This window comes from Anaerovorax odorimutans, from assembly GCF_024459955.1.
In the GTDB taxonomy this organism is placed as follows: Bacteria; Bacillota; Clostridia; order Peptostreptococcales; family Anaerovoracaceae; genus Hominibacterium; species Hominibacterium odorimutans_A.
Genome location: NZ_JANFXK010000019.1, coordinates 1 through 21,113, shown reverse-complemented (window position 1 = coordinate 21,113; position 21,113 = coordinate 1). Strand labels below are relative to the sequence as shown.

Annotated in this window: 23 protein-coding genes; 18 read left to right on the top strand and 5 right to left on the bottom strand. The window is 46.9% G+C overall.

Annotated features, from left to right (window positions below; translation table 11 throughout):
• The first annotated feature begins 1 nt into the window (after window position 1).
• From NE619_RS14705 to NE619_RS14665, 9 genes are all read left to right on the top strand, one after another.
• Window positions 2-1,060, top strand: a complete 1,059-nt coding sequence (locus NE619_RS14705) for a type IV pilus twitching motility protein PilT (RefSeq protein ID WP_256133209.1) — start codon at window positions 2-4, stop codon at window positions 1,058-1,060.
• A gap of 20 nt (window positions 1,061-1,080) precedes the next feature.
• Window positions 1,081-3,762 carry a type IV pilin protein gene (locus tag NE619_RS14700; protein WP_256133208.1) on the top strand — a complete coding sequence of 894 codons (2,682 nt, stop codon included), beginning with the start codon at window positions 1,081-1,083 and terminating at the stop codon, window positions 3,760-3,762.
• Window positions 3,763-3,788: 26 nt separating this feature from the next.
• A complete protein-coding gene (locus NE619_RS14695; protein WP_256133207.1) occupies window positions 3,789-4,370 on the top strand; it encodes a hypothetical protein in 582 nt (193 codons plus the stop codon).
• Entirely contained in the window at window positions 4,343-4,696 is a 354-nt protein-coding gene (locus NE619_RS14690) for a hypothetical protein (RefSeq protein WP_256133206.1), read from the top strand. The genes NE619_RS14695 and NE619_RS14690 overlap by 28 nt, the downstream gene beginning before the upstream one ends.
• Window positions 4,693-5,592 carry a type IV pilus modification PilV family protein gene (locus NE619_RS14685; protein WP_256133205.1) on the top strand — a complete coding sequence of 300 codons (900 nt, stop codon included), beginning with the start codon at window positions 4,693-4,695 and terminating at the stop codon, window positions 5,590-5,592. Before NE619_RS14690 ends, NE619_RS14685 begins: the two co-directional genes overlap by 4 nt.
• 367 nt (window positions 5,593-5,959) lie before the next feature.
• Window positions 5,960-7,099, top strand: a complete 1,140-nt coding sequence (locus NE619_RS14680; protein WP_256133204.1) for a radical SAM protein — start codon at window positions 5,960-5,962, stop codon at window positions 7,097-7,099.
• A gap of 89 nt (window positions 7,100-7,188) precedes the next feature.
• On the top strand, window positions 7,189-8,589 hold the full coding sequence (locus NE619_RS14675) for a sigma-54 interaction domain-containing protein (RefSeq protein ID WP_256133203.1): 1,401 nt from the start codon (window positions 7,189-7,191) through the stop codon (window positions 8,587-8,589).
• 368 nt (window positions 8,590-8,957) lie between these two features.
• Entirely contained in the window at window positions 8,958-10,322 is a 1,365-nt protein-coding gene (locus tag NE619_RS14670) for a Na+/H+ antiporter NhaC family protein (RefSeq protein ID WP_256133202.1), read from the top strand.
• A gap of 43 nt (window positions 10,323-10,365) precedes the next feature.
• Window positions 10,366-11,595 carry a saccharopine dehydrogenase family protein gene (locus NE619_RS14665; protein ID WP_256133201.1) on the top strand — a complete coding sequence of 410 codons (1,230 nt, stop codon included), beginning with the start codon at window positions 10,366-10,368 and terminating at the stop codon, window positions 11,593-11,595.
• Window positions 11,596-12,146: 551 nt separating this feature from the next.
• Here NE619_RS14665 and NE619_RS14660 read toward each other — a convergent pair.
• A complete protein-coding gene (locus NE619_RS14660; RefSeq protein ID WP_256133200.1) occupies window positions 12,147-12,956 on the bottom strand; it encodes a DUF368 domain-containing protein in 810 nt (269 codons plus the stop codon).
• Between the two features lie 492 nt (window positions 12,957-13,448).
• On the opposite strand from NE619_RS14660, the gene NE619_RS14655 reads away from it, so the two are divergent.
• Window positions 13,449-14,831 (top strand): putrescine aminotransferase, encoded by a 1,383-nt coding sequence (locus NE619_RS14655; protein ID WP_256133199.1) that lies wholly within the window; start codon window positions 13,449-13,451, stop codon window positions 14,829-14,831.
• A gap of 140 nt (window positions 14,832-14,971) precedes the next feature.
• Here NE619_RS14655 and NE619_RS14650 read toward each other — a convergent pair whose 3' ends face one another.
• From NE619_RS14650 to NE619_RS14640, 3 genes are all read right to left on the bottom strand, one after another.
• The gene (locus NE619_RS14650; protein WP_256133198.1) at window positions 14,972-16,117 is read right to left on the bottom strand and encodes a tyrosine-type recombinase/integrase; all 1,146 of its coding nucleotides are present in this window, start codon (window positions 16,115-16,117) and stop codon (window positions 14,972-14,974) included.
• Between the two features lie 151 nt (window positions 16,118-16,268).
• On the bottom strand, window positions 16,269-17,318 hold the full coding sequence (locus tag NE619_RS14645) for an Ig-like domain-containing protein (RefSeq protein WP_256133197.1): 1,050 nt from the start codon (window positions 17,316-17,318) through the stop codon (window positions 16,269-16,271).
• A 91-nt stretch (window positions 17,319-17,409) separates the two neighbouring features.
• On the bottom strand, window positions 17,410-18,168 hold the full coding sequence (locus tag NE619_RS14640) for a LexA family transcriptional regulator (RefSeq protein WP_256133196.1): 759 nt from the start codon (window positions 18,166-18,168) through the stop codon (window positions 17,410-17,412).
• Between the two features lie 167 nt (window positions 18,169-18,335).
• Here NE619_RS14640 and NE619_RS14635 point away from each other — a divergent pair, with 167 nt between their 5' ends.
• The 3 genes from NE619_RS14635 to NE619_RS14625 all read left to right on the top strand — a co-directional run bounded on the left by NE619_RS14635 (window position 18,336) and on the right by NE619_RS14625 (window position 19,623).
• The gene (locus tag NE619_RS14635; protein WP_256133194.1) at window positions 18,336-18,557 is read left to right on the top strand and encodes a helix-turn-helix domain-containing protein; all 222 of its coding nucleotides are present in this window, start codon (window positions 18,336-18,338) and stop codon (window positions 18,555-18,557) included.
• Between the two features lie 638 nt (window positions 18,558-19,195).
• Window positions 19,196-19,393, top strand: a complete 198-nt coding sequence (locus tag NE619_RS14630; RefSeq protein ID WP_256133193.1) for a DNA-binding protein — start codon at window positions 19,196-19,198, stop codon at window positions 19,391-19,393.
• Window positions 19,394-19,467: 74 nt separating this feature from the next.
• Window positions 19,468-19,623 carry a BC1881 family protein gene (locus NE619_RS14625; RefSeq protein ID WP_256133192.1) on the top strand — a complete coding sequence of 52 codons (156 nt, stop codon included), beginning with the start codon at window positions 19,468-19,470 and terminating at the stop codon, window positions 19,621-19,623.
• Here the strand turns inward: NE619_RS14625 and NE619_RS19160 are convergent.
• On the bottom strand, window positions 19,620-19,823 hold the full coding sequence (locus NE619_RS19160) for a KTSC domain-containing protein (protein ID WP_256133253.1): 204 nt from the start codon (window positions 19,821-19,823) through the stop codon (window positions 19,620-19,622). The two genes, NE619_RS14625 and NE619_RS19160, sit on opposite strands and share 4 nt — an antisense overlap.
• Window positions 19,824-19,928: 105 nt before the next feature.
• Between NE619_RS19160 and NE619_RS14615 the strand changes: the two genes are divergently transcribed.
• The 5 genes from NE619_RS14615 to NE619_RS14595 all read left to right on the top strand — a co-directional run.
• Entirely contained in the window at window positions 19,929-20,141 is a 213-nt protein-coding gene (locus NE619_RS14615; RefSeq protein WP_256133191.1) for a helix-turn-helix domain-containing protein, read from the top strand.
• A gap of 3 nt (window positions 20,142-20,144) precedes the next feature.
• Window positions 20,145-20,411, top strand: coding sequence for a stage V sporulation protein S (locus NE619_RS14610; protein WP_256133190.1), 267 nt, complete (start codon window positions 20,145-20,147; stop codon window positions 20,409-20,411).
• Window positions 20,412-20,420: 9 nt separating this feature from the next.
• On the top strand, window positions 20,421-20,606 hold the full coding sequence (locus NE619_RS14605; RefSeq protein WP_256133189.1) for a hypothetical protein: 186 nt from the start codon (window positions 20,421-20,423) through the stop codon (window positions 20,604-20,606).
• Window positions 20,554-20,799, top strand: coding sequence for a hypothetical protein (locus NE619_RS14600; protein ID WP_256133188.1), 246 nt, complete (start codon window positions 20,554-20,556; stop codon window positions 20,797-20,799). The genes NE619_RS14605 and NE619_RS14600 overlap by 53 nt, the downstream gene beginning before the upstream one ends.
• Window position 20,800: 1 nt before the next feature.
• Window positions 20,801-21,113, top strand: a 313-nt coding sequence (locus NE619_RS14595; protein ID WP_256133187.1) for a hypothetical protein, incomplete at its 3' end; no start/stop codon positions are given.

Genomic DNA, 21,113 nt, shown 5'->3' with positions numbered 1-21,113 from the left:
TATGAGTTATATACAGCAATTGCTCACAGGAGCCAGAAAGCAGCAGTGTTCGGACTTGCACATCAGCGAAGGGCTGGGCATAGCCATGAGAAAGCATGGGCGCCTGCTTCGCTCCGAAGCCGTACTTTCGCGGGAAGAGCTGCGGGAGCTGATTCTTTCCATGCTCAGCGAAAGTCAGAAAAAAGATCTGCAGCAGGGAGCGGACCAGGACTTTGCCCTGCAGCTTCCCGATAAAACCAGACACAGGGTTAATGTTTACAAGGACAGAACCGGGCTTTCGGCGGCGATCCGTCTTTTGAACGATAAGATTCCATCTCTGGAAGAGCTGTATCTTCCTCCGGTAATGGCAAAGCTGGCGGAAGAACCGCGGGGACTGATCCTGGTGACGGGGCCTACGGGAAGCGGAAAGTCCACGACTTTAGCTGCCATGATCGATTATATTTCCCGGAAAAAGGCGGCCCATATCATTACCGTTGAAGACCCGGTGGAATATGTATTTGACCAGAATCAGTGCATCATTCATCAGCGGGAAGTGGGCGAGGACGTGGATTCCTTTGCCGGAGCGCTGCGGTCCGCCCTTCGTGAAGACCCGGATATCATTCTGGTGGGCGAGATGCGTGACTACGAGACCATTTCCACAGCCGTGACAGCGGCGGAAACGGGACACTTGGTTCTTTCCACGCTCCATACGACGGGAGCGTCTCAAACCATCGACCGTATCGTGGACACCTGCCCGCCTCAGACCCAGCAGCAGATGCGGAATCAGCTTTCCATGATTCTGCGGGGCGTAATTACGCAGCAGCTTTTGCCCAACGCCGCCGGAGACGGAAGAATCGCGGCTACGGAAATCCTACTGGGGACCGATGCAGTGGGCAATCTGATCCGTGAGGATAAATGCTACCAGCTGCCGACAGCCATGCATTCCGGTATGGCCCAGGGGATGCACACCCTCAACAGCGACCTTGCCAGACTGGTGCATATGGGGACGATTACCATGGCTACTGCGGAGGCCGCTTCCACGGACCGGGCGGATCTGCAGCAGTTTATGAGACGGATTTAGGCTTTTAATGGGAGAGGAACATGTTCAGCGACGCAGGAAGAAGGAAAAAAGGTTTTACTCTGGTGGAGATACTCGTCACTCTGACGATTCTCGCCATCTTAGCGGCCATTGCCGTTCCCACGGGAATCCGGTATATGGAGAACGCCAAGCAGACCGCCCGGGACAAGGTGGCCCGGAGCGTATTTCTTGCTGCTCAAAAGGCGCTGACTTCAAAAGTTTCCTCAGGGGATAAGATGTATCTGGCATCCGATCAGAAAGTCGATGCCGCGAAGATCCCCGGCTTTACCGATACACAGAACAAGGATAATATCGTGTATCTTTCCATCAATCAAACGACGAAGGATAAAAACAGTCAGGCCCTGTACATGCTGCTGGATCCTTATCTGACGGATAAAGAGATTCTGGAGAATACGGTGCTGATTGAATACAATAAAAAGACCGGCAAAGTCTATGCCGCTTTTTACAGCGAGGTGGTTCCTGCCATCGGCTATGGCGGAGGATCGGGTGACACGTATGACGCCTACAAACGGAGCGAGCAGGAAAGAAAAGACGGAAAAATGGGCTACTGGGGCGTGGACAGTACCGGAATTGCCGGGGAGAAAGAGGAAACAGTAAAATCCAACATCCAGCTGGTGGATTACGATATGGCGAAGGGTGAAACCGGTGAGAGCAAGGGCCACAATATTAACAGGGGAGAGAACTACGGGCTTCTCACAGTGGAATGTACCCTGCCGTCGGAGGCGGAGCTTGCTGGGGTGAAATCTCTGACCCTGACCCTGAAAGGCGCGGGATTAGAATCCGTCACGATTGAGAACGATAAAACCGGGCAGATCCAAAATGTCATTACACTGGACCAGATCGGTCAGAAGGCGGATGTGACTGCGGCTCTGACACAGCCCTTTAAGATACAGGAGGGAAACCAAATAAAGAACTATCCGATGTATATTGAAAATACGGCGGATGGGCATAGAATTCTTGTATGGGTGTTGGATTCTCAGGCCAAGGGCATGGGCATTTACGAGAATCATTCGAGCCTTGGCACCGGCACCATTACCGCCCAGATGCAGATAAACGGGGACGAGAGCAAGACGTATGAGGCGGAACCGGTTCACGCGCTGTTTTCAAAGGAATACAGTGAGGATGGCAAGACGGCATACGGGATTAAGAGCGTGCGCCATCTGAACAATATCCGCTATACCTCTAAGACCATTGCGGATGCTGATAAAAGATATGTGCAGATGAAGGATGTGGCGTGCAGGGATTATAAGGATGAAGCGCTGGAATGGGTGCCGATCGGGGATCAGGGAAAAGCGTTGCCTGCGGTGAAAACGGAGTATGAGTGGGGACGTACTCATGGCTTCTTCGGCTTATATGAAGGCAGGCAGCATACGATCTATGATTTGACCATCAGCAAGGATGGAAAGGATAAAAACGGGAAGGTCTATGCAATGACCGGGCTGTTCAGCTGTATTTCCGCGCAGGGCAGCGTGGCTGATCTGGAATTGGACTATACGGAAGCGTATTGGAATGATAAAGACTCCGATCACGACTACTTTATCAGCGGATATAACCGGGTTGGCGGCATTGCCGGGGAAAACTGGGGCACTGTTTCCAGGTGTACCGTGCAGGGCAGATTTTACGCGGCCGGCGGCGAGGCAAAGGTTGGAGCCATAATCGGGAAAAATATGGGTGGAAGAGGAAGCGAAAACGGCCCGGGACTTGTGACGCAGTGCGTAGCGGCGGCTGATGTTATGGCAGAAGAACCGCAGGTTGGGCAGGAAGCGGAAGGCGCTTTGGCCGGAGGTATCGTAGGTGATAATTACGGGCGTATTACTTACTGCGAAAGCGGAACTGCTTCCGATGAAGGAAAGGATGACCGGGGTGAGTTCGTGACGGAACCTTATTTCGGTGTTAAAACGGACTTGTCCAGAAGCGACCTGAACGATTATGATGAGGCGGAAAACGATGTGTATAAGATCAGCGGTTCCCGTGGCGCCGGCGGCATTGCCGGACAGATCAGGGCCTCTGAATTCGGCGTTTCTCCGGAAATCCGCTATTGCGTCAACGCGGCGGAGGTAGAGTCTGATAATGGAGCGGCCGGCGGCCTGGCGGGGCGGTATTACAGCCAGTTTGGCAGTGATCACAAAATCAATAACGTATCTCATCCGATACCTGTTAAAGTAACTTTATCCTACAATGCCGGCGAGGTTTCCGCAAAGGACTTCGCGGGAGGCGTTGTAGGCACGTATAAAAATAATGATCTGGTGAACCAGAATCCTTACTACAATGAAATTCGCTCCTGCTACAATACCGGAGAGGTGGAAGCAAAGGGAGAAAACGGTCTGGCCGGCGGAATAATCGCAAAGTACGGTATGTTTACGGAGATTCACGACTGCTATAATATTGGAAAGGTAAAAAGCAAGAAGGGGACTGCCAATGGGGTTTTCTGCGCAAAGGTTGGAGACCGCCCGAATTCCTGTGTGAATTGCGCTGCAATAACAAGCAGTTCTTCGAATTCGTCTAAAGATTCGCTGGGACGGATGTTCTTGCCCAAAAAGGAGTTGCAGAAGAATCCGTTCGATGGTATGTCTCCCGGAGGAGATGTGGGACCCTTCGACTATGAATATCCGTATCTGACTGTCACTGAGATCAATGGAACCCCTTGCGGCCTGGGAAGCAGTTTCCACCGGACCGGGGATTAAGGACAGCGAAAATGAGAAGGACGAATATGCAGAAAAGAAATGAAGGCCTTACCAACAAAAACGGCTACACCATCATCATTGCCGTCATCATCATGGCTGTGCTGCTTATCATCGGCGTAGCTGTTCTGACCGCTGCTGCCAACAGTCTCAACTCAGTCAACCAGAGAAAGGCGGGCAGACAGGCCTACTATGCCGCCAAATCGGTGATTAATGTAATCGATGATTCCATGCACGGCGGAAAACTGGGCCAGTATGTGCGCGACAAGGCATACGGGCAGCTGGCTTCGGCAGACGGCGAATCGGTTGCGATCAAGGATCAGGCGCTCAGTGCGAAGGCCGTAAAGCTGGATGGAAACAAAGAGCTGGAAGGAATGAGCGTAAAAGATCTGAAAATCCTTTACGATGGCAATATGAGTACCTTGACGGAGTCGGGAACGGACCGGAAAACGCTTTCTTTAAATGTGAAACTCAGCTTTACCGCTGAGTCCAACGGAGAAATCTATAAATTGAACGCGGCATACCGCTATGATGGGACTGCCCGCCTGGGTACCGGCGGCGGTTTGATGTGGGAGACACAGAAATGGGAAACAACGGCTATCAGTCAGTAAAAAAGAAAATGAAAAACAATCTGAAAAACACCAAGGGCGAGACACTGGTGGAAACCATCGTCAGTTTTGTCATTGTGCTGATTGCGCTGGCTGCGATCACATCCATGATACGATCTGCCACGGCAATGAACACAAAGGCGCAGGAAAATTCCGATAAGATCGAGCAAGCGGCCACGAAGGTGGAGCAGTCCGCCGGAGATGCGGCCGGACCGGGTAAGATGACTCTGGATTTTGGCGACGGCAGCCCGGTGGAAATCGATGTTGATGTGAAAACCGCAGAGCCTTTTACTTTTTTTGTGCCAGTAGCGAGGGGTGATGGGCAATGAACAATAAAAAAGGATTTACCTTGATTGAACTGATTGTCGCCATGAGCGTCGCGGCGATTTTTATGGTGTGCGTCGTTGCGTTGATTTCCCCGTCCACAAAAATCTTCAACAGGACGGAGGATTCATCCGATGCCAGGCTGTTGGCGGAAAGTCTGCTGGAAGAAATCCGCCACGAGGCGAATCTGTCCACCAGTCTAACGGCAGGAGCTACCGACGAAAAGGGAAACGGGCACATCAATATAGACGAGAAAGTGATTGCTGTCGATAAGGAGGGATTTTTGGTCAGGACCAACGCCTCCGGCGGAGATTCCCAGAAACTCTTCGACGATAAGTTTTATAAAAATAAAACCGTGGGCATGACGGCCGCCAATGTGAAAAATGTAGATAACTGCGTGGATATGACCCTGAAAATCTATTCCGACGGGCGGGAGCTGTACAGCTTGGACAGTCGGCTGAAGCCGGTGCTGGGGAAAAAGGTTACATCTGTGAAAGGTGAGCCCGAGGGTGCCTCCGGTGACTCAGATGGAACGGGGAAAGTGGAAATCACTACAAATAAAGAGTGGGCAGCGACAAGCTATGTGCGGGGAGACATTATAGATTATAATGGTATCCTATATGCTGTCGTGAAGGGTGTAACAGTTCATAAAGAGTGGGTGCCGCTTGGCCCCGATTGGGTGGGGGTACCTGATTTTATAAAGGTTACAGATAAGGTATGGCGGAAAAAAGATATAGGTAATTGGGGAAGACTGTGGGATGTTCAGCCTGGGGATCAGTTTGTAGACGATGATGGCACGCTATATATTTATGTGCTTAGTCAGTTTGATCCGGCTGGAGCGATTCCTCCTCCAAGCACTTGGTGGGCAAAAGTTACTGAGGAGTGCTATAAGAAGTGGTAAATAGTACATCAAGTAGGGAGAACTGGGTCGATCTGATCGTCTGATTCGTTTGCCCTCCCTCTTTTGAGGGCCTTTTCTTGATTGGGATATAACCTATTATGCCTGAATCGATCCACTATAGAATTTCACCGCATTATCAATTTCTCCTTGTACAGGATGGGCAACTTTCTGCCTATCCTTTTTTGTCTTTGCCCTATATACAAATAATAAAATTTCTCCACTCTACAGCTTTCTCTTATCTCACCTAACATGCTATAATATCCCCATACGACACCAATCAACAGTTGGATAGAATTCCCGTAAAAAGGGATTGATTTAATCTGATAATATTTTATAACATTTCACGAATTCGAAAGGAGTAACCTTCATGGAAACATATCGCATAGGACCCATACGCCCGCCCAGCGAGGCGGCCAGCCTGCTGCTGCAGGTGACCCAGGGATGCACCTGGAACAAATGCAAATTCTGCAATCTTTACAGGCATACACGCTTTCGCGCTTATACCATCGACAGCATCAAAGAAGATATCGACCGGATGGCCCTGTATGCGCAGAAAGCGCTTAAAAACAAAAGGGAGGACGGAACCTGGGACGTTGACCGGATCAATGAGGAGCTGTCCGCAATGCCCCAGGAGCAGCAGAACTGCTATTACGTAGTAGCCATGTGGTTGCTCAACGGCGGAAAAAGCGTATTCCTGCAGGATGGTAATACCCTGGCGCTGAGCGGAGGCAAGCTGACGGAAGTTCTGGTTTACCTGCGGAAAGTGTTCCCGCAGATTGAGAGGATCACATCTTACGGCAGAGCGGAAAACCTTTCGCGGGTCAGTGCGCAAGAGTTCGCGGAGCTGAAAGCGGCAGGGCTGGACAGGATTCATTCCGGCTATGAATCCGGATCCGATGAAGTGCTGAAGCTGGCCAACAAAGGCGTCACGGCTCAGCAGCAGATTATTGCGGGGCAGAACATTAAAGCCGGCGGGCTGGAGCTTTCCGTATACTTCATGCCGGGGCTGGGAGGCAGGGCGCTGAGCCGCCAGAATGCTGAGGGGATGGCAAATGTAGTCAGCCAGGTAAACCCCGACTTTGTACGCATCCGCACGGCTGCCGTCAAACCGGGAACGGAACTCTACGAAGATTACGAGCGGGGCGATTTCGTCCTCTGCAGTGACGATGAGAAGGCGATGGAGATCCGTACACTGATTACGGAAACAAAAGGGGTGGATACCCGCATTGTCAGCGATCATATTGTCAACCTGCTGCAGGCGGTTAAAGGCAGCCTGACAACGGATAAAGAAAAGATGCTGAGAATCATCGACGATTACCTGGAGTTGCCGGAAAGGGAGCGAAAACTCTTTCAGATCGCCCGGCGGCTGGGCCATGTAATCAGTCTCAAGGAAATGCCGCGTCTTTCGCCGGCGGGCCGGGCTAAATTTGAGCAGCTGGTGGATGAGACGCCCGATGACAGCCAGTGGAACGAAAAGATGAACGCTCTGATCGGCAGGTATATATAGAAAATAAGTGGGCCGTGGCAGCTTTTGCCTGATTTTTTCGCGGCCCGGCGCAGAATGCCCGGGCTGCCCGCCTGCCGGGGGCTGCAGCTATGAATATATTAAAGAAAGGGGTGAAGAAAATAGACAACTATAATCTGGATTTCCAAAAGGTTCTCAACGGAATTGACGACGGCGTTTTTATTTCTGACGCGGAAGGCAATATCATAATGGTCAATAAGGCCGTGGAGAAAACCGGAAACAAAAAGATGGAAGAGCTTGTAGGACGGAATATTGATGATTTGCAGAAGGAAGGCTACTGTTCGGAATTCGTGACGAAAAAGGTTATTGAAACCGGAGAAAAAAGTACCATTAAGCAGGAACTGAGCGACGGCAGAGAGTTTATTGTGACAGGGATTCCCTACTTTGAGGATGGCAGGCTGCAGATGGTCGTGGCCTGTGAAAGAGATATCACAGAGCTGAACTATTTGCAGCGGAGCCTTTCGTGGATGGAAAAGCTTACATCCAGATATGAGCAGGAATTGCAGAATTTAAAGCGTGTTTTACCGCGGATCGACAACGTGGTTTGCGCCTCCAAAAACATGGCAAAGACGATGATGCTGGCCCAAAAGTTAGCAAAGATCGACTCTACGGTTCTGATTCAGGGGGAGTCGGGAACCGGAAAAGAAGTAATCGCCGATTATATCCAGAAAAACAGCCTGCGGAGGGGTAAGCCGTACATCAAAGTCAATTGCGGAGCGATTCCGGAAAACCTGCTGGAATCGGAGATGTTTGGCTATATGGGAGGTGCCTTTACCGGAGCGTCTAAAGAAGGTAAAGCCGGTTATTTTGAAGCTGCCAGCGGCGGAACGATCTTTCTTGATGAGATTGGCGAGCTGCCTTTGAATCTCCAGGTAAAGCTGCTGCGGGTGCTACAGGAGCGGACGCTGATGCGGGTGGGCGGAACGGAGGCGATTCCTCTGGACATCCGAATCATCGCTGCCACAAACCGTAAGCTGAAAGATATGCTCAGGACGGAACAATTCCGCCAGGATCTGTATTATCGGCTGAGCGTTACAACGATCAATGTGCCACCCCTGCGGGAGCGGAAGGAAGATATTATCGAGCTGGCAACGCTGTTTATGGGCCGCTACAACAGCAAGTACAACCTAAACAGAAAGCTCAGCAGCAAAGCGCTGAAGATCCTTTCCGGCTATGACTGGCCGGGAAATGTCAGGGAGCTGGAAAACCTGATCGAAAGTCTCGTAATAACCGCGGAAGGAGCCAGCATTACCCGCAGAGACGTGCAGGAATATCTTTTCGATGAAGCGGATGAATGGAGTTCTTCCACTGTACCTGCTGAAGGGTCCCTTTCCGAAATGGTGGATGCTTTTGAAAAGGCGGTTCTGGAAGAAACCTATGAGAAGTATCAGGATTCCGGGCTGATGGCGAAAGCTTTGAAAACTACCCGCTCGACGATCAATCGCAAGCTGAAAAAATATGAAATTCGATGAACGCAAAGCTGCGTTTTGACGCAGATCTGCGCAGGAATTGACTCGATGCGCAGATCTATTGAAAAATAAAGACTTAAAACACAAAAGCATAAAAACAACTAAAAGTTTATATAAAAACCCCTCAAAGGTGACGCAATTCTGCGTCGCTTTTTTGTTTGCGCAATAGGCAAACTGCAGGAATTTCAAACCGGTTGTAAAAAAAATAAAACCCACTAATAGCAAGGCTTTCAAGGGTTTTTGCCGATATTTCTGAAAAATTAGCAAACTTTGGTACGGCAGTTGCTCTATATATAGGCGGATATCCAAACCAAGGCGCCGTAAAACAATGCGGAAACCATACCGCACGATTAAAAGAAAGGAATGGTCAAATGGACAATTATGGTATTATAACCCTCCTTCCGCCGATACTGATTATTGTATTTGCGCTTATTACCAAAAAGACCTTTGAGGCTCTTGTTCTGGGAGGCCTGGTGGGCTGCGTGATCGCCTACGGTACGGGCTTCTTCGGAGGATACCTGGATTTTCTCTACGAGACGATGTCCGATACGGGGAACATCTGGGTAATCCTTACAGTTGGTATTTTCGGAAGCTTTATTGCCATTATGAGAAAGGCGAAAGCGACTTCCGGATTTACCGCTCTGGTACTCAAGTACTCCAATTCAGAGAAAAAGTCGATGATGATTTCCTGGATCATGGGAATTATCATCTTCGTGGACGAGTATCTGAACGTACTGACGATCGGTAACGTAATGCGGAGCGTGTGCGACAAGCAAAAGACACCGAGAGAAATGCTGGCTTATGTCATCGACTCCACCGGGGTGCCGGTTTGCATGCTGATCCCGATTTCAACACAGGCTGTTTACTGGGCCGGAATGCTGGCAGAGGAAAAAGAACTGGCTTATCTGGGATCCGGAATGGACATCTTTATAAAAACAATTCCCTTTTCCTTCTATGCTATGGCGGCGACTGTCATAGTTCCGCTGGTGATCCTGGGCGTGATTCCAAAGATCGGCCCGATGAAAAAAGCTTATCAGAGGACTCTGAATACAGGCATGACCTACAACGAAGGAAGCAAAAAGTTTAATCTTACTGTGGAAGACCCTGATGAAAATACAAGCAGCTTATGGGATTTCTTCCTGCCTATGATCGCCCTGATAGCGGGAACCTTCTACTTTGATGTGGATCTTCTGCACGGCGTCATCATCGGTACGGTAGTCGCTTCTGCCATGTATCTGATCAGACGCAGGATCACCTTTAACGAGTTTTCAGAAGCGTTCATTTCCGGATTCGCGGATATGTTCCTGATGTTTGCCATTATTATTTCTGCGCTTACTCTGCAGAAAGTTCTGGCAGCTATCGGAATGTCCGACTTTATCGTTAATGCGGTAGCTCCTTATATGAGTCCGGCGCTGCTGCCGGCAATGGCCTTTATCATCGTAGCGGTGCTTTCTTTTGTAACAGGAAGCTGCTGGGGTGTTCCGGCTGTTACGCTGCCGATTATCGTTCCGCTGGGAATGGCAGTGGGAGCCGATCCGGTTCTGACCGTAGCAGCCATTCTGTCATCCGCCACCTTCGGAGCACATGCCTGCTTCTACTCAGATGCGACTGTACTGTCATCTTCCGCTGCCGGAATCGAGAACATGGATCATGCGCTTACGCAGATCCCATACGCTCTGATTGCCGGAGGCGTGGCCATTATGGGTTTCCTGGTTACAGGATTCATAATGGCATAAATAAACCGTTAGCATAATTTTTTGGATCAAGGAGGAACTAAACATGATGAAACTAATTATTTTAGGCGCGGGTATACAGGGGAGCATCGTAGCTACCGATCTGTGCGACAAGGAACTGAGCCCGGACGAAAAGGATGTCACCATCTGTGATTATGACTTTGCCAAGGCCAGAGAAGTCGCGGACCGTCTGGGGATCAAAGCGCTCCAGTGCGATGTATCGGACCATGACGCCTTAATTTCCATCATCAAAGGCGCGGACGTGGTGCTGAACTGCGTACAATATAATTGGAATATTGATATTATGCGGGCTTGTCTGGTGGTAGGCGCTCACTATGTCGACCTGGGCGGACTGTTCCATGTAACGAAAAAGCAGTTCGATCTGCACGAAGAGTTTAAAAAAGCGGGCCTGACAGCCGTGCTGGGTATGGGAAGCACGCCAGGAACCATGAACGTTATGGCGGGCTATGCGGCCAGCAGACTGGACACAGTCCGCGAAGCACACGCGATCTGTGCCTGCGGCGACTTTACGAGAACAGAAGCTATCATAGGAATTCCCTATTCTCTGCTTACAGTTATGGAAGAACATACTATGGACCCGTGGATTTTAAAAGACGGAAAGCTGCAGCCGGTTCCTGCCGGTTCGGGAAAAGAAATGATCCCGTTTTCGGAGCCTATCGGTCTGGCGGAAGCCTTCTACTGCATCCATTCGGAGCCGGCTCAGTTTGCCCGCTCTTTTAAAGAGAAGGGAATTCAGGAAGCCAGCTTCAAGCTTTCCCTTCCGGAAGCGTTCGAAGAGCGAATTCGGTTCCTGGCCGAGCTGGGCTTCTCTAGTGAAGAGCCTCTGGAAGTGGGAGGACAGCAGGTCAATCCGCTGAAAACGATGGTAGGAGTAGTTAATCGCTACCTGAGCCGTTATGATGATTCCAACGACGGCCAGCTGAATGACAGCGATGTTCTGAGAGCTGTGGTAAAAGGAACCAAGGACGGCGTAGAGAAAGAAGTGATCGTTGAATCCGTTATCCGTACCAGTGAAAAATGGGGCTTTATGGCCGGTGCGCTGGATACGGGAGTACCGCCTTCAATCGTAGCGCAGATGATCTGCAAAGGACAGATTACGGAGCGGGGTGCTTTGGCGGGAGAACAGTGCGTGCCGCCGATCCCGTACTTTAAGGAACTGGCAAAACGTGAGATGCCGGTATACTGCGTTGAAAAAACACCGCTGTCCTCAGATGATTTCGAACAACTGAATGAAGCGATGAACAAACCGAAATAAAGTACAACTTTTTCATCTTCTGATAGGAGGAGCCTATCACTCCGGAACTTTGCCCGGAGCGACAGGCTCCTTTTTCGTATGGGATATTCACTTTTGCGATTTCGAGGACCCAAAGGTCCTGCAGCTTTGCGTAACTGTACATGGGCTTTGCGGAAAAGTTATAATGGCCTGCCACCATGAGGCCTCTTTGAGGGCGATAGTCGCAGGATTTTCCGGTAAAATTGGGGTTTGGTCGCAAATCTAAAACCATTCTCTGATTTACTGCCGCACCCGGACTGCGTTCGCCGGAAAGGAACGTTTATCCAATTTCGCATTGTACCGTGCTAAAGGGTTTCCGGATCTTTTATCAAAAATAAGGGGTAAAAGCGGATCTTTTTTCAACGTTTCTTACCCCTGCTGACCAATCCTAAGTGGAAATTTCCAAAAAATAAACCTGCAAAACCCGCAAACCCACATATTTTATCCGCTCCAGTTCAATTTCAAAGCAAAAAGCGCCAAGCTATCATCTTCCTGCCAGACCGTTCGTAAGCTGTATGATTTTTATCCAGTGTTTATTTTCTGCTGGAAAGAAGATGTGCAAGAAAGGCAAAGATAACCATGCCGCCCAGAGAGAGAAACCCTTCCCCGGAAACAGCAAATCCGGGATAGATCGCAAAGATCGATCCGGCCACCAGGCCCAGAATAATGAAATAAAGCGCCTGCGGGTGAAAACGCAGCATCTTCTTTATTACCTTAATTCCGACCACCAGACCTGTAGCCACGCCCAGGCCGATGGGGATCATCAGAAGCAGGTCGATATTTGCTACTGCCTCCATTACTACAGCATAAACCCCCATGAGAAGCATCATCAGAGAACCGCTGATGCCAGGGAGTATCATTGCGATGGTGCTGATTGCCACGGCTGCGAAGAGCCATAGACAGAGCCAAAGACTGATCCCGCCGAAATCGGCCAGAGATTTATTTGCGATTTGATCCTGATTCAGATAACTGATAAAGATCATAAATGCGAAAGCGATGATGCCCAATATCAGATTCCGGGTTTTTAGCTTTTGATCTCTTGCCTTCTTATATATAGAAGGAATACTTCCCAGAACCAGGCCGATGAAACAGAAATTGAGCAGCATGGCATGGGATTCCATGAGAGAAACGATGACATTACTCAATGCGAAAATGCCGGCGATTGCGCCCAAAGCCAGCGGAATGAGAAACATGAGGTGCTTTTTCAGGTTTTTCAGACTGACCGCATATAGAATTTTATCGTATATATTGAGAATAACAGCCATAGTTCCGCCGCTGACGCCGGGAATGGCGTTGGCAATTCCGATAAGCGCTCCATAAATAAAGTTTTTGATATGTTCCATATTTACCATCCTATTATATTATAAATTACAAGCTGCGCCGGACTGTCAGTCATCGTTGCAGCAGGCCTCATAACCGAAAATATCACTAGACGTAAAGACGCGGCACAATTTTGATAGTTTCGCCCGAATCTTAAAATTTTGGCTACGCTACTTATTGTACACATAAAAAAGGGACCTGTCCAGAAAGGAAAAGAGTGTTAAGAAAAAAGAAAGAAAATCCATTAAATTTCTCATTATTGAGAACAATTATGAGAAATGATACGAGTTTGAGACTAAAAAAGCAATAAAATCTGACGAGTGAGAAAAAATCTTAAAAAAATTTATCCCTTGAAACCATTGGAATTGACGACTTTGTCAGAATATTTCCATAGTGACAACAATTCTGTGAAAAAAATTGGCACGGGTCTTGTATATATATAAGGGTGTAAAAAGTTATACTTCTGCTGTCAAATTATTGGGCAGCAAAAAGAAAGAAAAGGGAGGTCACTAATTATGACTGATATGAACAAAGCTCTAGAACTGGCAACTCGCGTTGTTGATTACATCGAAAAGGATACGCTGACAGATGCAGACAAAAAAGCGATCCATGATGAATCAATCGCAAACTTTAATGAAAACTACAACCCAGGTTGGTTGGAATACAGAAAATCTGTATCTACTGACTCCGCTTTCATCGAATGGGAAGACGAAGATGATGTATTTAGAGATTTGAACGGAACAGAATTTATTGACTGTCTGGGCGGATTTGGTATCTTCATCTGCGGACATAACAATCAGGAAATCAAAAAGACTGTACGCGCTCAGTTAGATAGATTCTCACTGCACTCCCAGGAACTGGTAGACCCGCTGAGAGGTTACCTGGCTAAGCTGCTGGCTATGATCACTCCTGGAGATCTGCAGTATTCCTTCTTCACCAACGGTGGTGCTGAAGCAGTAGAAATGGCTCTGAAGCTGGCTAGACTGGCTACAGGCGGAAGATGGTACATATCCACAGTTGGCGCGTTCCACGGAAAATCCATGGGTGCTATCTCCATGGGTGGTAAGGGCGCTTACAGAGAAGACTACATCCCAATGATTCAGCAGGTACAGCACGTTGAATACGGTAACGCTGAGGCTATGGAAACTGCGGTTAAGAATCTGCAGACAGTAGGCGAAAAGGTTGCTGCTATCATCGTTGAGCCGGTTCAGGGTGAAGCTGGCGTTATCATTCCTCCAAAAGGATATCTGAAGAAATTAAGAGAAATCGCTGACAAGTATGGCGTAGCTCTGATCTTTGACGAAATCCAGACTGGTCTGGGACGTACTGGTACAATGTGGAGATGCGAAGCAGAAGACGTTACTCCGGATATCATGACATTCGGTAAAGCTTCTTCCGGCGGCGTAGTTCCTATCACTGGTATCATCGCAAGACCTTGGACTTATGAAAAATCCGGTGCTGGCACAGGTACAGAAGGAAAGATGTTTGACAACCCATGGATTCTGGGATCCCCGACATTCGGTGGTAACCCACTGGCTTGCGCAGCATTCATTTCCACAATCAAGTACATGCTGAAGAACGATATTCCGAAGCAGTCAAAGGAAAAGGGCGACTACTACCTGGCTGGACTGAAGAAATTACAGGAAAAATACCCGACTGTTCTGTTAGACTACAGAGGAGCTGGTATGCTGATCTGTATGGAATTCCCAGAAGCAGAAGTTGGATACACAGTAACTAAGCACATGTTCGAAAGAAAGGTTATGGTTGCTGGTACATTAGTAAATGCCAAGACCGTAAGAATCGAACCACCTGCAACTCAGTCCTATGAAACAATCGATAAGGTACTGACTGCACTGGATGAATCCCTGGCTGCTACAAAGGCTGACTTTAACCTGTAAGTCATACAAAAAACAGTAATTTCATCATATTACCTTTGGGACCTGCAATGCGAGTTGCGGGTCCCTTTTTGTGCATCCAAGTGTTTTCAACGGTTTGAGCCTGTTTCTTGGCCCAATACACAAAAATTATCACTTTTTTATCACTCTAAAATACTGAACGTTGAAATTTTTTCGACGGCTTGTTTCTTCTGATCGGCATTGACATGAACGTAATATTTCGCCGTGATACTGATATCCGCATGGCCCATCAACTTGGCGGTTTCCTCGATTGGAACACCTGCCCGGCAGAGGTTTGTCCCGAACGTTGCCCGGAACGCATGGAACTTATGATGAGGAACATCAATGCGCCGATAGAACCGCTCCAGGGACTTTCTGACATTTCGCTGGCGATACCATGTCCCCTTGGATGTGGTGAAGAGATACTCCGTCCGGTATCCCCGCTTCATCATTTCCGTGCGCTGCCATGCCTTATGGCGATCCAACTCGGCGATCACATAATTGGATAAGGGAATGATTCGGATACTGGCAGATGTTTTAACGGTCTCCTCATACAATTTTTCTGTGGAATCGTCCATCCTCGGAGCCTCAGAAAGCTGCTTTGTTATGTACAGCTTGCCGTTTTTGATGTCCTTGTAGGTGATCGCAAGCAGCTCTCCGATGCGGCAGCCGGTATTGACGGCCAATATCACCAGAAAACGCATACGGTGATTTCCCATTGAAGCAACGAGTTTTTGCAAGTCGGCATCTTCCCATACATCAACGGTTAAAAAATTGGCCTGCGCGTCGATTTTGGGCTTCCCTGGCGGCGTAACGCTGTGGGTAATGTCCCTGCATATTCCGTTCAGCTCGGCGTATTTATAAAAGTGCCGAAGGAAGTAATGCAGCGCCTTAACGGATGCGGCAGGGGCGCTGCAGGAATTATAAAACACTTGAAGGTCGAGCGCAGTAACGGCCTCCGGCAGCTGACCAGCGATATCGTTTTTTTGCAACAAATTTTCATAAGCTGCGATGTAATGTCCTTTTGTTGAGTTGGACAGATCGGAAGCTTTAAAGACATTTTCAACCCACTGGTCAATGACCTGTCCAAGGCACTTATTTGTCACGGTGCCTGCCTTTTTTCTCTCCATATACTTTTGATACTCTTCCTCAGCCTCCCGCTTACAGGAGCCATAGAACGCCTTACGATCATCCACCCATATCCCGAGTTCATTAACTTTCATTCCAACTTTTCGATAAATCCGGTAATACTCCTTTCCATTGATCGTGCAGTTTGTCTTTTTTGCCATATTGCATCATTCCTTTCTGTCGAATTTTGGGTATAAAAATACCCTGAAAATTGACTTCTCAGGGCTGCAATGATACAATTATCTTGCGACGGATGGTTGTATCATTACAGCTATCGACATTGGCCTCCAGAGATGGGGGCTTTTGTTTTATTTAAAATGCGTATTTCGTCCAAAACTGAGAATAGTCAGATTTGTATATTGGATAGCTAAACGCATTAAGGTTCTCAGGCACAAACAGAACCATATACATTTTACTGGAGGCTCCACCATAAAGAGTTAATTTGCTGTAATCTTGCCCTTCATATGCGCCTTGCATATTTAGGAATTCTATGGCGGATATATTCGCTGTGCAAGTAGAATTATATAAGCCGTAAGGGTTTATTATATCAAAACCTTCGAAAGGACGATTGGAAAAGCCGCTTGAAGCTTGTACGGTATACTCAAAATAAACCACCTTGGTATTTGGGTAATTGCTGTATTCATCTCTTGCAAATTCATCCCATTGTTCCATATCATCCAGCTGCGAAATGGCCGCATTGCCTTTAAGTATTTTGTCCAGCTTTACATATGCTGTACCGTCTGGTAGTTTTATTGTGGCTCCATTTGCTAAATTTGCGGGATTTGTCCGGCTACCTACAGGGTCAACAGGAGTAACGACCGTCACTTTGCAACGAGCAGATGCGCCATTTGCGCTTGCCGTAATCGTTGCGGTGCCCGCCCTATTCGCATAGACAACGCCTTTACTGGTCACAGAGGCGATTTGCCCGTTTGAAGACTTCCATTTAATTTTCTTGCTCTTTCCATTCGTGGTAGCGGTTAACTTTATTGACGTTCCGGTATTGGCGGTGACCTTCGTCTTGCTGATTTTCACAGTCGGGTTTTTAACGGTGATTTTGCACTTATACTTTTTCTTACCAATCTTTGCGGTAATTACGGTTTTACCGGCTTTCTTGGCAGTGACTTTTCCTTTTTTGTTTACGGTAGCAACCTTTTTCTTGCTGCTTGTCCACTTGGCCTTTTTCTTTGTGCCCTTGACTTTAAGCTGCAGAGTCTTGCCCTTAACCACGGTTGCCTTTTTCTTGCTGATCTTTACCTTTGACGCAGCATGAGATTCCAGCGTGCCGGTTGCAGCAGGAACGGTGAATGCACAGCCAACAAAGAGCACCATGCTCAAAGCTATAATTTTTGCGATTCGTTTCATAACTTCCTCCTAAGAATAATAGTAAAAATATTTTTTAATAATAACCGTAATTGAGATTGTGATTCACTTTATGCTACACCATCTTGCATTTTTATAACTCTAATTTATCAACTACCCGACCCATACATTGTGAATACTCTGTAAAAGGAATATCATCATAGCCCTTATTTAATGAAATAAGCTTCCCGTCACCCAGTTTCTTTACATAAGCGTGGTTGTCAACAATAAATATCCCTATTTCACCAATCTCTATCTGGCAAGTGGGTTCTATTAAGAGCATATCACCATTGCTGTAAAGCGGCTCCATACTATCTCCATTTACTCCAATTGCATAAGACACCCGGCTGTATTTAGGAATGTTGGGAATTTCTATGCTCTCTGTAGGTATACCGTCAAACACAATCTGCCCGGTTCCTGCTGATGCAAGACGCTGATAGTATTGGATATTCCTGACGTTTGGCTGTTCGGCCGTGTATTCGGATTGATTTTCCTTAAGCTGGTTGGCAATATTGTATTCTCTGTTTAGTATGTAGTCTACTGTTTTAGCCCCGTCTGGGGAATTTTCGGATATGAAGCGATATTTTTCAATCATCTTCCATTCACTGTCATCGGGAATAGAATAATCAACTTCTATTCCCGCAAATGTTTCGAGAACGTTATTGCATCCGTATATTTGACATAATGCAATAAACATATCCGCATTAGCTGCTCGTGTATTGTTTTCGTATGCGTATAACGTTGGTTGTTGAATCTCTTGTCCTAATTCCTTTAACTTTACTAACACTTCGGAAACTGACATTCCGGAGTTTTTTCTTAATTTCTTTAAAATAGTACCTATCTTTTTATCCATAATTATTCGCCCCCCACCTTAAGTATCTTTACTTTACCACATAAATTATACAAAGTAAATAAAAAATTATACTCAACGCATAATTTGCGCTTGACTTTATACATAACGCATAATATAATATAGGAAAATTATACGGTACGTATAAAAAGAAAGAGAGGTGATTGTAAATGGGGATTATCACATCCGAAATTGCGGGACATATAAAAGAAAAGGGAATTAATGTTTCAAAAATGGCAAGAGATACAGGCGTTTCATATCAAGCTTTATATGCGTCATTATGTGATGAGGATAGAAAGCGAAGCTTGAGGGATGATGAACTAATTGCAGTCTGTAAATTCCTTGATATAAACCCAATGGAATTTGCAAATGAACCCAAAAGAACCGGATAGAAGGTGAGAGTGAATAAGGTGCAAAAATACATTATAAGGCGCTGGACAAAAAACTTCAAAGAAGAGAGGACAGGCTCTCTCATTAAAGCGATAAGAACACAGAGGGCGTTAAAAAGGGAGGAGCCTGGATACTGTCATATCATAAAAGTACCTTTTAAAAAAAGGCACCCAAATTTTCCACTATGGTTTTCAGTGCTGATATTATTGATTGTAAAATTTCTTTGATTACTGAGTTGGTGTATATATTGTATCCACCCAGAAGAGCAATTATAGAAATAATAATCGGAGTCCAAAAACGAAAATTATCTTTACGCTTAAAACGGAGGTACATCTTGCCTTTCTCACTGAGAATAAAGTAATTGCTGTCTTTAGGATGATAATCCACAAGATTATACCTTCTTAAAAAATCATACTTAGGATTTGCGTAAACCTTATTCTTATTTATCTTTTTATACTTTATGCGTAAGAGCGTGAGGTGCTGCAAAATGGAAAATTCCAAATCCTTGTAAGGTGTGGGCATAATTAAGTCCTTTCGTTTTATGCTTGGCTCTATTAAATCTATAAACACATTATAGAAAAAAATAAGCAAAAAGTAAATTATGTGGAAATGGGCAGAAAACAGGATAGGAGGTGAAGCCATGCAGCGAATCAGAACGATCGACCAGGCCTACGATGAGATTAAGCAGAAGGATCCAGACACGGCGATCAGCCGGTACCTGGTTCGGCAGATGATAAAGCAGGGTATGGTGCCGAGCATAAAAACAGGCAACAAGTACCTGGTCGATGTGGATGTGCTGGAACAGAGAATTGAAGAGTTGACAGGAGGCAGCGCATGAAATGGTACAACTACCTATTCGGCACCCTGATCTTACTGCTGATGGGGCTGGGAGGGAATTGAAAGGAGAGGAAGATGGATAAAATTGTAAATTTGGCGTATGTGGGGACAGAAAGTCTAGTACAGGAGCTTCAAGGGCGCGAAGGTGTAAAAACGACTATAGCAGCTCCTTATGAAGATGTAAGTGTTCATGCCAATGGACCCGCTATAGTCATGGTTGTTACAGATTAACCTAGGCGGGAATATCTGTAAGCGTTCTTGATGTATGCAGCGTGATATTGACCTTTTGACGGCGCAGACATGAGTCCGTTGTATATTGATTCAGGCACATTGAAGTAGTCATAAGTCCCACTTTTAAATTGAACTCGAAGAACCTGTGTGCTTGCATCATATCCGACAGCAACTAAGTTGCTTGAACTAACCGGGCACATATTCATAAGCGTTTCCTCCTTTCCATTATCCCAATTGAAATATTTAGATGTAGAATGTATGTTCTACACTACATATAGTATACATGGTAGAGAAAGGAAGTCAATATGATAAATGAAAAAGCGTTTAAAATACAAAAGCTAATTAAGATAGAGCGAGTAAAACAAGGAATATCAGTCAGGAAATTCGCCAAAATGATTGGATGCTCGCCAAGGGCGGTTTCGCTTTGGGACGCAGGGCAGCGAGCGATCACTATAGAAATGGCAGACAAAGCCCTGAAAGTACTGGGCGTGTCTGTAATGATTGGAAAGGAGAAATAAATTATGGAACCATTCAAAGTAGCAGCGAAATCAGACCCGAACAAAGTCGCCGGCGCTCTGGCCAATACGATTCGGGGAGATAACAGAGAAACAGTTGAGTTACAGGCCATCGGGGCCGGAGCGCTCAATCAGGCGGTGAAAGCTGTCATTATCGCGAGAGGATACCTTGCGCCAAGCGGCGTTGACCTACTCATCGCAGCAGCATTTAAAGACATTGAGGTACGTGGTGAGGATCGGACAGCGATCCGGCTAACGGTACATACAAGGTAAGGAGGAAGCATGAGAAGCAGAGAAGAAATTCTGCGGGAGATGGAAAAGGTAAACAAGGCGAAAAAGGCCGCAGTACACAAACAGCTTCACTGCGTAAATCGGCTGAACGAGTTGAAGAATGAATTGAAGGAGGCAGAAGAACATGAAACAAAGAATTACAGTAGAAGAGAAAGTGGCGTTCCATCACACCATTGACCTTGAGATACGAGACGGGGAAGCAGATGCGAAAATAGATGAAGCGCTAGATCAAAATCACGAAGACTTCATAGATTTATGCATTACCCTAAAACAGATTGACGGAGTAAAGCTGCTTGATACTTGTATGGATGAGAGCGGGCAATCAAGTGAAATAGAATGCTGTGACTGCCAAGATATAGAGGAGGAGTAACATGCTTGATTTAGAAAAGCTTTTGGAAATTGCAGAGAACGGTAGAAGAAAAAGCCCCGGACCTAAATGCGTGATCTTTGCGCAAGCGGATTTGACTGATGGCGGCTTACGCGTGGAGGTAGGCGCAAGCGTTTTGACGAAAAACGCCTTTGAACATTTTCTGGGTGAAGCATACACAACCGCGTTTGATAGGGCGGTAAAGCGACTAGGCCGGGAGTTGGAAGACTTCGCACACGAAATCGAAACACTCATGGATAAAACAGAACAAAAAAGACGAGCATCCGCGGACGCTGGAACGTCAAAAGCAGATGCCC

What these genes read in the sequence shown, in the direction of transcription:
- NE619_RS14705 (WP_256133209.1), top strand. Translation starts at nt 2, where the DNA reads ATGAGTTATATACAGCAATTGCTCACAGGAGCCAGAAAGCAGCAGTGT.
- NE619_RS14700 (WP_256133208.1), top strand. Translation starts at nt 1,081, where the DNA reads ATGTTCAGCGACGCAGGAAGAAGGAAAAAAGGTTTTACTCTGGTGGAG.
- NE619_RS14695 (WP_256133207.1), top strand. Translation starts at nt 3,789, where the DNA reads ATGCAGAAAAGAAATGAAGGCCTTACCAACAAAAACGGCTACACCATC.
- NE619_RS14690 (WP_256133206.1), top strand. Translation starts at nt 4,343, where the DNA reads ATGGGAAACAACGGCTATCAGTCAGTAAAAAAGAAAATGAAAAACAAT.
- NE619_RS14685 (WP_256133205.1), top strand. Translation starts at nt 4,693, where the DNA reads ATGAACAATAAAAAAGGATTTACCTTGATTGAACTGATTGTCGCCATG.
- NE619_RS14680 (WP_256133204.1), top strand. Translation starts at nt 5,960, where the DNA reads ATGGAAACATATCGCATAGGACCCATACGCCCGCCCAGCGAGGCGGCC.
- NE619_RS14675 (WP_256133203.1), top strand. Translation starts at nt 7,189, where the DNA reads ATGAATATATTAAAGAAAGGGGTGAAGAAAATAGACAACTATAATCTG.
- NE619_RS14670 (WP_256133202.1), top strand. Translation starts at nt 8,958, where the DNA reads ATGGACAATTATGGTATTATAACCCTCCTTCCGCCGATACTGATTATT.
- NE619_RS14665 (WP_256133201.1), top strand. Translation starts at nt 10,366, where the DNA reads ATGATGAAACTAATTATTTTAGGCGCGGGTATACAGGGGAGCATCGTA.
- NE619_RS14660 (WP_256133200.1), bottom strand. Translation starts at nt 12,956, where the DNA reads ATGGAACATATCAAAAACTTTATTTATGGAGCGCTTATCGGAATTGCC.
- NE619_RS14655 (WP_256133199.1), top strand. Translation starts at nt 13,449, where the DNA reads ATGACTGATATGAACAAAGCTCTAGAACTGGCAACTCGCGTTGTTGAT.
- NE619_RS14650 (WP_256133198.1), bottom strand. Translation starts at nt 16,117, where the DNA reads ATGGCAAAAAAGACAAACTGCACGATCAATGGAAAGGAGTATTACCGG.
- NE619_RS14645 (WP_256133197.1), bottom strand. Translation starts at nt 17,318, where the DNA reads ATGAAACGAATCGCAAAAATTATAGCTTTGAGCATGGTGCTCTTTGTT.
- NE619_RS14640 (WP_256133196.1), bottom strand. Translation starts at nt 18,168, where the DNA reads ATGGATAAAAAGATAGGTACTATTTTAAAGAAATTAAGAAAAAACTCC.
- NE619_RS14635 (WP_256133194.1), top strand. Translation starts at nt 18,336, where the DNA reads ATGGGGATTATCACATCCGAAATTGCGGGACATATAAAAGAAAAGGGA.
- NE619_RS14630 (WP_256133193.1), top strand. Translation starts at nt 19,196, where the DNA reads ATGCAGCGAATCAGAACGATCGACCAGGCCTACGATGAGATTAAGCAG.
- NE619_RS14625 (WP_256133192.1), top strand. Translation starts at nt 19,468, where the DNA reads ATGGATAAAATTGTAAATTTGGCGTATGTGGGGACAGAAAGTCTAGTA.
- NE619_RS19160 (WP_256133253.1), bottom strand. Translation starts at nt 19,823, where the DNA reads ATGTGCCCGGTTAGTTCAAGCAACTTAGTTGCTGTCGGATATGATGCA.
- NE619_RS14615 (WP_256133191.1), top strand. Translation starts at nt 19,929, where the DNA reads ATGATAAATGAAAAAGCGTTTAAAATACAAAAGCTAATTAAGATAGAG.
- NE619_RS14610 (WP_256133190.1), top strand. Translation starts at nt 20,145, where the DNA reads ATGGAACCATTCAAAGTAGCAGCGAAATCAGACCCGAACAAAGTCGCC.
- NE619_RS14605 (WP_256133189.1), top strand. Translation starts at nt 20,421, where the DNA reads ATGAGAAGCAGAGAAGAAATTCTGCGGGAGATGGAAAAGGTAAACAAG.
- NE619_RS14600 (WP_256133188.1), top strand. Translation starts at nt 20,554, where the DNA reads ATGAAACAAAGAATTACAGTAGAAGAGAAAGTGGCGTTCCATCACACC.